14 protein-coding genes are annotated in these 12,213 nt (G+C 65.4%); 5 read left to right on the plus strand and 9 right to left on the minus strand.

From position 1 onward, the window contains the following. Positions 1 to 158: 158 nt before the first annotated feature. A complete protein-coding gene (locus tag ASB57_RS18490) occupies positions 159 to 1,040 on the minus strand; it encodes a phosphoribosylaminoimidazolesuccinocarboxamide synthase (protein WP_057653554.1) in 882 nt (293 codons plus the stop codon). An 18-nt stretch (positions 1,041 to 1,058) separates the two neighbouring features. Continuing rightward, the gene (fba, locus tag ASB57_RS18495) at positions 1,059 to 2,123 is read right to left on the minus strand and encodes a class II fructose-bisphosphate aldolase (RefSeq protein WP_057653555.1); all 1,065 of its coding nucleotides are present in this window, start codon (positions 2,121 to 2,123) and stop codon (positions 1,059 to 1,061) included. A gap of 294 nt (positions 2,124 to 2,417) precedes the next feature. Here fba and ASB57_RS18500 point away from each other — a divergent pair, with 294 nt between their 5' ends. Both ASB57_RS18500 and ASB57_RS18505 read left to right on the plus strand, forming a co-directional pair. Then, positions 2,418 to 2,774 (plus strand): hypothetical protein, encoded by a 357-nt coding sequence (locus ASB57_RS18500; protein ID WP_057653556.1) that lies wholly within the window; start codon positions 2,418 to 2,420, stop codon positions 2,772 to 2,774. 179 nt (positions 2,775 to 2,953) lie between these two features. Beyond that, entirely contained in the window at positions 2,954 to 3,442 is a 489-nt protein-coding gene (locus tag ASB57_RS18505; RefSeq protein ID WP_057653557.1) for a hypothetical protein, read from the plus strand. 193 nt (positions 3,443 to 3,635) lie between these two features. On the opposite strand, the gene ASB57_RS18510 is transcribed toward ASB57_RS18505, so the two are convergent. Beyond that, a complete protein-coding gene (locus tag ASB57_RS18510) occupies positions 3,636 to 4,070 on the minus strand; it encodes a hypothetical protein (protein ID WP_057653558.1) in 435 nt (144 codons plus the stop codon). A gap of 245 nt (positions 4,071 to 4,315) precedes the next feature. Here ASB57_RS18510 and ASB57_RS18515 point away from each other — a divergent pair, with 245 nt between their 5' ends. Genes ASB57_RS18515 through ASB57_RS18525 form a run of 3 tightly spaced genes read left to right on the plus strand, consistent with a single transcriptional unit; the run spans position 4,316 to position 6,716 of the window. Next, positions 4,316 to 4,921, plus strand: a complete 606-nt coding sequence (locus tag ASB57_RS18515; RefSeq protein ID WP_082621696.1) for a YfiR family protein — start codon at positions 4,316 to 4,318, stop codon at positions 4,919 to 4,921. Further along, positions 4,918 to 6,216, plus strand: a complete 1,299-nt coding sequence (locus tag ASB57_RS18520) for a diguanylate cyclase domain-containing protein (protein ID WP_057653560.1) — start codon at positions 4,918 to 4,920, stop codon at positions 6,214 to 6,216. Before ASB57_RS18515 ends, ASB57_RS18520 begins: the two co-directional genes overlap by 4 nt. Next, positions 6,213 to 6,716, plus strand: a complete 504-nt coding sequence (locus ASB57_RS18525; protein WP_231755188.1) for an OmpA family protein — start codon at positions 6,213 to 6,215, stop codon at positions 6,714 to 6,716. The genes ASB57_RS18520 and ASB57_RS18525 overlap by 4 nt, the downstream gene beginning before the upstream one ends. 13 nt (positions 6,717 to 6,729) lie before the next feature. On the opposite strand, the gene ASB57_RS18530 is transcribed toward ASB57_RS18525, so the two are convergent. The 6 genes from ASB57_RS18530 to phnH are packed head-to-tail and all read right to left on the minus strand — an operon-like array spanning position 6,730 to position 12,190. Continuing rightward, positions 6,730 to 7,932: an alpha-D-ribose 1-methylphosphonate 5-triphosphate diphosphatase gene (locus ASB57_RS18530; RefSeq protein WP_057653561.1), complete on the minus strand. Its 1,203-nt coding sequence runs from the start codon at positions 7,930 to 7,932 to the stop codon at positions 6,730 to 6,732. A gap of 3 nt (positions 7,933 to 7,935) precedes the next feature. Next, positions 7,936 to 8,661: a phosphonate C-P lyase system protein PhnL gene (gene phnL, locus ASB57_RS18535; protein WP_057653562.1), complete on the minus strand. Its 726-nt coding sequence runs from the start codon at positions 8,659 to 8,661 to the stop codon at positions 7,936 to 7,938. 2 nt (positions 8,662 to 8,663) lie between these two features. Then, entirely contained in the window at positions 8,664 to 9,467 is an 804-nt protein-coding gene (gene phnK, locus ASB57_RS18540; protein ID WP_057653563.1) for a phosphonate C-P lyase system protein PhnK, read from the minus strand. Then, entirely contained in the window at positions 9,464 to 10,339 is an 876-nt protein-coding gene (locus ASB57_RS18545; protein ID WP_057653564.1) for an alpha-D-ribose 1-methylphosphonate 5-phosphate C-P-lyase PhnJ, read from the minus strand. Before ASB57_RS18545 ends, phnK begins: the two co-directional genes overlap by 4 nt. Positions 10,340 to 10,371: 32 nt before the next feature. Then, positions 10,372 to 11,604, minus strand: a complete 1,233-nt coding sequence (locus tag ASB57_RS18550; RefSeq protein ID WP_082621697.1) for a carbon-phosphorus lyase complex subunit PhnI — start codon at positions 11,602 to 11,604, stop codon at positions 10,372 to 10,374. A gap of 1 nt (position 11,605) precedes the next feature. Next, on the minus strand, positions 11,606 to 12,190 hold the full coding sequence (gene phnH / locus ASB57_RS18555) for a phosphonate C-P lyase system protein PhnH (RefSeq protein ID WP_057656252.1): 585 nt from the start codon (positions 12,188 to 12,190) through the stop codon (positions 11,606 to 11,608). Positions 12,191 to 12,213 lie beyond the last annotated feature (23 nt).

A 12,213-nucleotide genomic window follows, 5' to 3' on the forward strand; every position in this document is an offset into this window, starting at 1 on the left:
TAGGTCGCTTGGGGGAGACGGGCAATTAGGTAGAACACTAGGAAACGGTGACGGCGCGCCAGCCGCAGCATGGCAAACGGCCGCCCATGGGGCGGCCGTTCGATGCAACAGGCAAAGCCAGGCCAGGGCAACGCCCTCGCCCGGCATCGCGCGGGTAATCACGCCATCAGGCGATCCAGCGCTTCCCGATACTTCGCACCCGTCTTCTCCGCCACGTCGGCCGGCAGGCGCGGCGCGGGCGGGGTCTTGTCCCAAGGCTGGGTTTCAAGATAGTCACGCACGAACTGCTTGTCGAAGGACGGCGGGCTGATGCCCACCTTGTAGCCGTCGGCAGGCCAGAAGCGCGAGGAATCCGGCGTCAACACTTCGTCCATCAGATGCAAGGTGCCCGCGTCATCCAGGCCGAACTCGAACTTGGTGTCCGCGATGATGATGCCCTTGGTCTCGGCGAAGCGCGCGGCTTCGCTGTACAGCTTGAGCGTCACGTCGCGGATGCGTTCGGCCAGCTCCTGCCCCACTTCCTTCACGACGTGCGCGAAATCCACGTTCTCGTCGTGATTGCCGAATTCGGCCTTGGCCGCCGGCGTGAAGATGGGTTGAGGCAACTTACTGGCCTGCTGCAGGCCGGCGGGCAGCGCGACGCCGCACACCGAACCGGTGGCCTGGTAGTCCTTCCAGCCCGAGCCGATCAGGTAGCCGCGGGCCACCGCTTCCACCAAAATCGGCTTGAGGCGCTTGACCACCACGGCGCGGCCGCGCACCTGGTCGACTTCGTCCGGCGCCACGACATCCTCGGCACGCACCCCGGTGGAGTGCGTGGGCAGGATGTGGCCCAGCTTGCCCAGCCAGAACTCGGTCAGTTCCGTCAGAACCTGGCCTTTGCCCGGAATAGGGTCGTCGAGGATGACGTCGAAGGCAGAGATGCGGTCCGTGGCCACGATGAGCAACTTGTCGTCGCCCACTGCGTACATGTCACGCACCTTGCCGCGCCCCAGCAGAGGCAGGGATTTGATGCTGGATTCAAGCAGGGCTGATGTCACGAGAATGTTCCTTGCTACTTACTGCACGACCTGGGCCAGCTTGCCGCTGGCATAGGCCTGGGCGATGTCGGTCAGCGGCTTTGCCTTGATCTTGCTGGCGTTGCCGGCGGTACCGAACTCCGTATAACGTTTGACACAGATATCCTTGGCCGCGGCACGCGCCGGCTTCAGGTATTCGCGCGGGTCGAACTTGGTCGGGTTTTCCGCGAAGAAACGACGGACAGCGCCCGTCATCGCCAGGCGGATGTCGGTGTCGATATTGATCTTGCGCACGCCGAACTTGATGGCTTCCTGGATTTCCTCGACGGGCACGCCGTAGGTTTCCTTCATGTCGCCGCCGAATTCGCGAATCTCGGCCAACAACTCCTGCGGCACGCTGGAGCTGCCATGCATCACCAGGTGGGTGTTGGGCAGGCGCTTGTGGATTTCCTTGATGCGGGAGATCGACAGGATGTCGCCGGTGGGCTTGCGCGTGAACTTGTAGGCGCCGTGGCTGGTGCCGATGGCGATGGCCAGCGCGTCCAGGTCGGTCTTGCGCACGAATTCAGCGGCTTGCTCCGGATTGGTCAGCAACTGCTCCAGGCTCAGCTTGCCGTCGGCGCCGTGGCCGTCTTCCTTGTCGCCTTCCATGGTTTCCAGCGAGCCCAGACAGCCCAGCTCCCCTTCCACGGTGACGCCGACCTTGTGCGCCATTTCCACGACCTTGCGGGTGACTTCGACGTTGTAGTCGAAGTCGGCGATGGTCTTGCCGTCTTCCTTCAGCGAGCCGTCCATCATCACGCTGGAGAAGCCCAGGTTGATGGCGCCCTGACAGACCGCCGGCGACTGGCCGTGATCCTGGTGCATCACGACGGGGATGTGGGGATAGGACTCGACGGCCGCCTGGATCAGATACTTCAGAAAGCCTTCGCCGGCGTACTTACGGGCGCCGGCCGAGGCTTGCATGATGACCGGGCTGTCGGTTTCGGCAGCCGCTTCCATGATGGCCTGGACCTGTTCCAGATTATTAACGTTGAAAGCAGGTATGCCGTAGCCATGCTCGGCGGCATGGTCGAGCAGCTGGCGCATCGAAACTAGGGCCATGAAAGAGATCCTCCAGGAAGCGTATTGAAAATTGGTGGGAACGACGAATGGCGCGATTTTACCGGGGAGCGCGGGAAAGTTCTTGCAACCGTGGATTTACGTCTTTCTGCGGTTTGTTTCGGCGTATATCGGGGTTCGTCCCTTAAAGTTGCCGGGACTGCCCGCGGATGTCCGGCCTGGAACGGCGGTCCGCGCGCGCCGCGGGCCGGATGCTACGCTGAACCTCGCCCCCGTCGTGGCGGTCATAGCGTAGCGGTCCCGCAGCCCGGCGGCCCGCGTTTCCGAGGAAAGTCCATGAAAATCAAGATCTCCGCTGCTTTGCTGCTCCTGGCCGTCGGCGCCGGCGCCCAGGCCCAGGTGCCGATTTCGGCCCAGACCGCGCCGCCGCCGGTGGGAGCGGGGAACTCGCAGGAGCTGAGCTTCCCGTCCCAGCCCGGCAGCTACTCGCCGCCGTCGACCTTGCGGATGACCGTCACGCCGCAGGCCGCCCCGGTGCAGGCGCCGCCGGTCCGTGACACGCCGGATAGTCTGAGGAAGTACACCGAGTGCCGGGACGAGGCGGATCGGGCGTCGACGTCGTCGGCGAAGATGCGGGATGCCGTGGGGCTGTGCCTGCAGGACTTGAACGCCCGCCGAGCTAGAGGCGAGTGATAGGCCCCCCCGTACCGCGCGGAGCGCGGCCCCCCAGGGGGCTACACCGGCGGACCGGGAGACCCGGCTCCGCGGTGTCCTCGATCTGTAGGGTTCTTTTGTAGAAGCGGGAGGTGCGTGCGGTTAAACTCGCGATCCGACGCATCGAGTTACTTTTTTGCTTAAGCCGCGCCCGCCTCATGACCGAGAATTCCAGCTCCGCCCCGCCGACCATTTTCCTGTACACGGAGGAGAAACGCGGCAATCAACTGGTCGAGTCGGTGGTGATCGGCCAGTTCTCGGATTTCTCCGGATCGGAAAAGCTGATCGTGGTGCAGGATCCGCACACGCGGATCAATTTCGTCTACCGCATCGATACCTTCAGCAATAACCTGGACGCGGTTTCGATCACGCATCACACGGACGAGGAATTCGCCGCCCGTAAGAGCATCTCGATCAACGGCGCCACCTTCAAGCTCGGCCCGCCGGCGGATGCGGTCAAATTGCTGCGGGGCAAGAACCAGTGGATCCAGGACAAGGGATCCATCCTGTCCGTCCTGCTGCAAGGCGCCGCCACGAATACCAAAAGCGTCGGTTTCGTGCGGCCCAAAATCCAGCGGGACCGGATCGACAAGATCCCGCCGGGCGTAGACGTCGAATACCTGCGAGACCGCAGCGCAGAGGGATAGGCCCCCCCGTACCACGCTACGCGTGGCCCCCCAGGGGGCGACACCGGCGGACTGGCAAAGCCAGCTCCGCGGTGTCCGCGATCAACAAGACCTGTGCACAGCACAGGTCTTTTTTATCTTCAGCAGGGCCCCAGCTCAAATAACGCTGCCAGTGTGGCCCCCTCGGGGGCAACACAAGAAATTGGCGCGACGCTCAGTCGTTGACTGTGCAGCTTATCGGCTGGCCACCCTGAAACTCTACGTCATACGTATGCTCATCATCCCAGGGCAGCGTAAACCACAACTCGTAGTCCTCCGCGTCCTCGTCGAACAGCCACACAGCCCGCAAGGTGGCGCGGCTCTTCATGGCGGAAACCGAGTCGTTCGGCGGTAATTGATCCGCCGGAGCCCCCTGCTTCAACCAATCGTCGCGGGAATAATTTTCCAAAAGCAGTTCAGCCGCGGCCTCGATGCGTTCGTCCAACGCCCCCAGCAAAACTTTCAAATTACGCAGGCCATACGCCGTAGGGGCTTCGCCCGCGGTCTGCATCATGACGTGGATAGGCGGGCGGTCGGCAGCAAAGGACACTTGCTCCGCAGCCCAAAGCTCAGGCTCTTCATGATCCTGGACGAAGTGGGGATCAACCATGATGGGCCTCCTAAAGGCAAAAAAAAGCCAAAAAAAAATTCACGCACTCATTTTGAAAATTTTCAAAACGTAGCGGTACGCGCGGCGTTACAAGGTCAATCGTAACGTGTACTCTTTCCCACGAAACAGGCTATGAAGCGTAACTATATTCCCACTCGTGCCTGTTTTCCGGTTGATCTAATTCAAAAGTCGACCACGTAATAAATGTGTCAGCCCAACAATAAACAACAAATTCCAACACGTTCTTGTCACACGTAGCAGTCAAACGCCTCTTTTACCGTTTCTCGTCGCGTGTCGTCACCTACGGATTGAGCCTGGGGCTGCTATCGAGCACGCCGGCGCTCCACGCAGGCGAAGCCGCCACGTCGCCGGCACCCGCCGCAACGAATGTAACTTTCGCCGAGTCGCGCGCCATTGCCCAGGTGGTGACAGGCATCCTCGGTTACGCCCGCTGGCCCACGCCGCCGCGGCCGGAACTGCCCGTCCTGTGCATCACCGGCAACTCGCCTTACGCGGCCGCCCTGCTGACAGGCGACGAGGCCCTGGCCACCGTCCGCGCCCGCCGGGTGGCGCCCGGCGATGAACACATCGCGCAGATGTGCGAGGCGCTGTACGTGGGTGAGCTGCCCGCCCCCGTATTGGCCCATTTGCTTCACGGCGTCATCGGCAAGCCTGTCGTCACCCTGCTGGAAAGCGAGTACGACCCCGACTGCACCGCGGGCGCCATGTTCTGCCTCGACGCGGAAGGTGCGCAAGCCGGATTCCTGATCAACCTGGACATCATCGCCCGCAGCGGCGTGCGCATACATCCCAATGTGCTGCAGCTGGCACGCCGCAAGCCATCGCCATGACACCCAAACCGCCCTCCTCCGGTACCCGCCTGCCCACGCTGCGCGATGCCCTGCGCCGCGCCCAGGTGTCCGTCACTGTCATCGCGGTCGGCCTGGTAGGCCTGGTACTGACCATCATGGGCCTGGTGGCGCTGCGCGCCTATGCCGAACACAACACCGGGCTGATCGCGCGCTCCATGCTGTACACCGCGGAGGCGTCCGTGGTCTTTCATGACGCGCCCGCGGCGCGCGATGCGCTGGCGCTGATCGCCAGCGCCGAAGGCGTGGGCACGGCCATCGTGTTCGACAGCGACGGTCTGGTGCTGGCGCAATGGAATCGCGCGTCCGACACCAGCTTCGCCTGGATCCAGCAGCCCTTCGAACGCATCTTCACGCCCCCGCCCATCGTCACGCCCATCGTGCATCGCGGCCATACGGTGGGCACCCTGCTGGTGACCGGACATCCAGGCAGCATGCTGGCCTTTTTGCTGAAAGGCGTGGCCGGCGTGCTGGCCTGCCTGATCGCCAGCGCCATGCTGGCGCGGGCCATCGCGCGGCGGACCTTTGAACACATCGTCGAGCCCCTGCGCAATCTGGCGCGCGTCGCCCACGCGGTCCGCAACGAAAGGGCTTTCGCCGTGCGCCTGCCCCCCGCCGAGATCGCCGAACTGAATGCGCTGGGCGAGGACTTCAATGCCTTGCTGGACCAATTGCAGGCCTGGCAGAACCAGTTGCAGCGGGAGAACGCCACCTTGGCCCACAAGGCGGCGCACGACAGCCTGACCGGGCTGCCCAATCGCGCCCATTTCGAGGAGAGACTGGCGCAGTCCGTTCACGACGCCGGCATATTGGGCCAGCGCGTGGCCGTGCTGTTCATCGACAGCGACCGCTTCAAGGAGATCAACGATCAGCAGGGCCACGCCTCGGGCGACGCGGTACTGGTCCACACTGCCGCGCGCGTACGCCATCTCTTGCGCGAAAGCGATCTGGTGGCACGCCTGGGCGGCGACGAATTCGCGGTCTTGATGACGCCCCTGCGCGATATCGAAAACGCCCGCCGCCTTGCTGAAAAAATCCTGGCCAGCATGCGCACGCCCATCCGCCTGCCGGGCGGGACCGAAACGGTCAGCTCGCTGAGCATAGGCATCGCCGTCTATCCCGACCACGCCAGGGACGCGCGAGGCCTGTTCGACGCCGCCGATGCCGCCATGTACAGCGCCAAGCGCCTGGGCGGCGACAGCCAGGCATCGGCGCCGGCGCTGTCCCGTTCACCATCCGACTCTCCCCCCTCCGCACCCAAGGAGCAAGCATCGTGAACGCTACCTCGCCTTCCCTCGCCCGCGCCGCCGGCGCCATGGTCATCGCGCTGAGTACCCTGTTGCTGGCCGCCTGCCAGAGCGTGCCGCAAGGACTGACGCCGGCCCAGGTCGCCGTGCTGAAGGAAGAAGGTTTTTCGCAGACCGACGAGGGCTGGGAATTCGGTATCTCGGACAAGGTGCTGTTCGACACCGACCAGGCCGTGGTCAAGCCGGCCAGCGTGGACAACATCAAACGTCTGGCGAGCCGGTTGCTGGACGTCGGCTTGAACCGTATGCGGCTGGACGGGCATACCGACAATCGCGGCAGCGATGCGCACAATCAGCAGTTGTCCGAGCGCCGCGCCCAGGCCGTGGCCGACATCGTGATCGCGGCCGGCATGCCGGCCGCGAACGTGCTTGTGCGCGGCCAGGGCGCCGGGCATCCGGTGGCCGACAATGGCAGTGCGGCCGGCCGGGCCGAGAACCGCCGCGTGGCGGTGGTCATCGTGACGCCTTAGCGCCCACGGGGCCTCACGCTGCTACCGCCTGGATACGCGGGGGAGTGGCGTGGGTGGTCGCTGCCGCCACAGGATAGTGTGCAGAGAAAGCCAGGCGGCCACCGCTCCAGGTGTGGCTGACCAAAGGCTGCCCATTCACCAGGTTCACGGCGATCAGATCCGCCCGCAAGCCGACACGAATATGCCCCCGGTCGGTCAGCCCGCAAGCCTGTGCCGGATTCCCGGCCACCAGCGCGCTGGCCTGCGACAACGTCAGCCCGGCCTGGTCCGCGGCGGCGAAGGCCGCGGCCACCAGCGTGGACGGCTGATAGTCCGAGCAAAGGCAGCTGGCGACGCCGGCGCGGATCGCGTCGATGGCACGCATCGAACCGCTCTGGCTCTGCCCGCGCAACACATTGGGCGCCCCAAGTATCGTGGGCAGCCCGCAAGAAACCGCCGCCTTCGCGGTATCCAGATTGATGGGAAACTCGCTCATCGACACGCCCAGGTTGCGCATGGCGGCGATGCGATGCACGGAGTCGTCGTCATGGCTGGCCGTGGGCACCCCGGCCGCGTGCGCCTGTGCCAGCAGCACTTCCACTCGCTTCGCGGCGCCTTCCATGCCGGCCAGTTTCGTCCGCGCGGCTTCCTCGGCCTGCTCGCGGCTGAAACCATGATTGCCCATCACATAGTCCAGATACGCTTCCAGGGTCTTGAACTGCCCCTGCCCCGGCGAATGATCCATGACGGACAGCAGGTCCACCATGCCCTCTTCGATCAGTGCCTGCAGCACCGGCAGCGCCGTTTCATCGCTGATTTCATAGCGGCAATGGATGCGATTGTCGACCAGCCCATGCTGGCGGAAGGCATGCACGGCGCGGATCAGTTCGCCGGCCGTATCGTTGTTGCGCACGCCCCATTCGCGGTTGGCGAAGGACAACGCGTGGTAAGGCGTGCTGATGCCGGCCGCGGCATTGCGGCGGTCCACCTGCGCCACCGCGAAATCGAACGGGAACAATACTCGCGAGCGCGGCTCGGCTTCCTTTTCGATGGCGTCGCAATGCAGGTCTATCATGCCCGGCATCAGGATCTGGCCTTGCAGATCCACCTCCCGCGCGGCGCGCGCGCCCACGGGTTCGATGGCGGCGATGTGGCCGTCCTCGATCAGCACCGCGCTGTTTTCCAGCACGGCATCGGGCAGTACCACGCGGGCGTGGGTCAATAACGTGGTCGTCATGATTTACTCCGTCAAGGCGGCCGCGGCTACGGGCGCGGCGGGTTTGATGGCCAGCACCCGGCTGGCGACGGCATCGCGTACCGCTTCGTCGTGGAAGATGCCGATCAGGCAGCGGCCCTCGGCCTTGGCTTCACGTATCAGCTCCACCACCACGGCGCGGTTGTCGGCATCCAGCGATGCCGTGGGTTCGTCCAGCAGCAGGACGGGATGACCACCGACCAGGCCGCGCGCGATATTCACGCGTTGTTGCTCACCACCGGAGAACGTGGCGGGCGGCAGGCGCCACAGGCGTTCGGGCAGGCGCAGACGCGCCAGCAGCACGGCCGCGCGTTCACGCGATTCGTCGATGGCGGCGCCGCGCTGACGCAAGGGCTCGGCCACCACGTCCAGCGCGCTCACCCGCGGGATCGCGCGCAGGAACTGGCTGACGTAGCCGATCACGTCCCGGCGCAGGCGCAGGATGCGCTGCTCCGGCGCGCCGGTCAGCGTCACCCATTGCTCGCCGTCACGCACGCGGATGGTGCCGGCCGTGGTCAGGTAGTTGCCGTAGAGGCAGCGCAGCAAGGTGCTCTTGCCCGTGCCGGACGGCCCCGACAACACCAGGCATTCGCCGCTCGCGGCGTCAAAGTCGACGTTCTCGAACACGGGCAGGCGAATACCGCCCTGGTTGTGCAGGGTGAACATCTTGTGGACCCCGCGGACTTCCATCATCGTCTGTGCTTGTGTCATGGTCAGCTCTGCAGAATGGAGGAGACGAGCAGTTGGGTGTAGGGATGCTGCGGATCGTCCAGGATCTGGTCCGTCAGGCCGCTTTCGACGACATGGCCGCCGCGCATCACCAGCGTGCGGTGCGCCAGCAGGCGCGCCACCGCCAGGTCATGCGTGACCACGATGGCGGCCAGGCCCAGGTCGGCCACCAGTTGGCGCAACAGGTCCAGCAGGCGCGCCTGCACCGACACGTCCAGCGACGCGGTGGGCTCGTCCATGAAGACCAGGCGCGGGTGCGTCACCAGGTTGCGGGCAATCTGCAGGCGCTGTTGCATGCCGCCCGAGAAGGACGCCGGGGCGTCGTCCAGGCGGCCGACGTCGATTTCCATCTTGTGCAGCCAGTTGCCGGCCACTTCGCGCAAATCGCCGTAATGGCGCTGGCCGATGGCCATCAGGCGTTCGGCGATGTTGGCGCCGGCGCTGACCTGCATGCGCAGGCCGTCACGCGCATGCTGGCGCACATAACCCCAATCGGTGCGGGCCAGCAGGCGGCGCTGCGCGCCCGACAGGCTGGCCAGGTCGGTCGGCCCTTGCTCGCGCAGGTCGTACAGGACGCTGCCGTGCTGGGCGTCGACCTGGCAGGACACCGCCTGCAGCAGCGTGCTCTTGCCGGAACCCGACTCGCCCACGATGCACAGCACTTCGCCGGGATAGAGGTCGAAATTGATTTCGCGGCAGCCGTGCACGCCGTCCCAGGTGTGGGTCAGATCACGCACCGACAGCAAAGGCTGGTCGATATCGCTGTCGTTCAAGCCTGTTCCGTTCATGCCTGTTCCTCGCGCCGGGTGGCGCAATATTCCGTGTCCGAGCAGACGAAGTTGCGGGTGCCTTCGTCGTCCAGGATGATTTCGTCGAGAAAGCTGTCGTGCGAGCCGCACAGGCTGCAGTGATGCGTCCAGCGTTCGATGGTGAAGGGGTGGTCGTCGAAGTCCAGGCTCTTCACCTTGGTGTACGGCGGCACGGCATAGACGCGCTTCTCGCGGCCCGCGCCGAACAGCATCAGCGCCGGGCTGCCATCCATCTTGGGATTGTCGAACTTGGGGATGGGCGACGGCCGCATCATGTAGCGGTCGTTCACCAGCACGGGGTAGTCGTAGGTAGTGGCGATGTGGCCGTGATGCGCGATGTCCTCGTACAGCTTCACATGCATGCCGCCGTATTCGGCCAGGGAGTGCATGGTGCGGGTCTCCACCTCGCTCGGCTCCAGCCAGCGCAGCGGTTCGGGAATGGGCACCTGGAACACCATGATCTGGCCCGCGCGCAGCGGCGTTTCGGGGATGCGATGGCGGGTCTGGATGATGGTCGCGGCGGGGGTCGAGTCCGTGGTGCGCACGCCGGCGACGCGGCCGAAGAAGCGGCGGATGTTGACGGCGTTGGTGGTGTCGTCCGAACCTTGGTCGATCACCTTGAGGACATCGTCCTCACCGATGATGGCGGCGGTCACCTGGATGCCGCCGGTGCCCCAGCCGTAAGGCAAGGGCATCTCACGGCTGCCGAACGGCACCTGGTAGCCTGGGATGGCGACGGCCTTGAGCAAGGCGCGGCGCAACATGCGCTTGGTCGATTCGTCCAGGTAGGCGAAGTTGTAGTGCGGATCGCGCGCCACGGTGGCGGCGTCCTGCGGGGCGGGAGTGTCCATGGGAATCCTGCGGGGCTCGTGTTCGTTAAAGGTCATGCCTGTTGCGCTTCGGCGTCCGCGGGGGCCAGGGCGGGCTCGGCCGCGCTGGGTTCCCCGCCACCGTTCACACTGCCGTCAGCGCGGCTTTCCGCGCTTTGCGTGTTGGCGGTGGGTGCGGTCGACGCCGGCGCCGCGTTGCCCGCGCGCTCGGCCTGAATACGGCGCAGCAAGGCAAGACTGGACTGGAAGTCGACGTAGTGCGGCAGCTTCAAATGCTGGGTGAAGCCCGACGCTTCCACGTTGTCGCTGTGATACAGCACGAACTCATGGTCGTTGGCCGGTGACGTCGCCGCCTCGCCCAGCTCCTGCGCGCGCAGGGAGCGGTCCATCAGGGACATCGACATGGCTTTGCGCTCGCCGTAGCCAAACACCAGGCCGTAACCGCGCGTGAAGGTCGGCACCTGATGCGCCTTGCCGGTGAACTGGCTGACCATCTGGCACTCGGTCAGGTCGATCTCGCCGATGGTGACGGCGAAGCCGAGTTCTTCCACGAACAGCTCCACTTCCAGCGACCCGTAGCGGATCTCCGCCACGAAGGGATGGGTGTTGCCATAGCCCCGTTGCGTCGAATAGCCCATGGCCAACAGAAAGCCTTCATCGGCGCGCGCCAGGTTCTGCAGGCGCGCGGCCCGCGTGGCGGGGAAGGCCATGGGCTCGCGCGTCAGGTCGAAGGGAGCGGGATCGCCGGCGGGAATGGCTTCCGGCTCCATCAGGGATTCGCGCTCCAGCAGGTCGGTGACGCGCGGCATGCTGCTGGCCAGGGGTTCGGCGGCCGGGGTCGCCGAGGCTGCAGCCGGGGTTGCAACCACAGGCGCCGCGTCATCTTCCAGCGAGAAGTCCAGCAGGCGCTGCGTGTAGTCATAGGTCGGGCCCAGTACCTGGCCGCCCGGCAAGTCCTTGAACGTTGCCGAGATACGGCGCCGCAGATTCATGCGGGTGGTTTCCAGCGGCACGCTGTAGCCGAAGCGCGGCAGCGTGGTGCGATAGGCGCGCAGCAGGAACACGGCCTCGACCACATCGCCCGCGGCCTGTTTCAGGGCCAGCGCCGCCAGATACGGGTCATACAAGGAGCCCTCGGCCATCACGCGATCCACGGCCAGCGGCATTTGTTCGCGGATCTGTGCCAGGGTCAGGGCGGGCACCGCGGGATCACCGCGCCGGAAGCTGTCCAGCATGCGGTAAGAATTGAGGATGGCGCGTTCGCCTCCCTTGACGGCAACGTACATATCAGACCTCCACGCGCGTCGTGCGCGCCAGACCGCAAACCTCGCGATCGTGCGTCAGCAGCACGTCCACGCCTTGCGGGAAACGACGGTGATTGACGGCCCATTGCCGCCAGAAAGTCTCGGGCAGGCCGGCCGGCGCTAACGCGCGCGTGGTGGCGATGCCGGGCCCGCTCAGCTGCAAAGGAGCGCCGCCTTGCCATCCCGCGACTTCGATCAGCAGGGTGGTGGAGCGGTCCGGGTAGGCGGGGTCGCCGCCATTGCAGTCAGCCAGGTCGGGCGCGACGTAGCCGGCGGGCACCACCACGAAGGTGGCCTCGGCGGGGGTCGCCACCAGCGGGCAGGCGCAGTGGAAACGCAAAAAGGCCTCGACCGAGCCATCCAGGCCGGCCGGCAACCAGACCGGCGTGTCCACGTCGGCCAGCGTCAGCAACAGGGCCGCCAGGGCCGGTGACAGGCCTTTGGGCACGCCGCAGTCGGCCGAAAGCGTTTGGGGCAGGCCAGGTTCGGACATGGCCTGCAGCGCGACACGGAAGACGGCTTGGGCTTGCACGCCGGCATCGGCGAAGCCGGGCAAGAGGTTGACCATGGGAGCGGCGCCGGGCCGTTGGG

The organism is Bordetella sp. N, from assembly GCF_001433395.1.
GTDB lineage: Bacteria > Pseudomonadota > Gammaproteobacteria > Burkholderiales > Burkholderiaceae_B > Bordetella_C.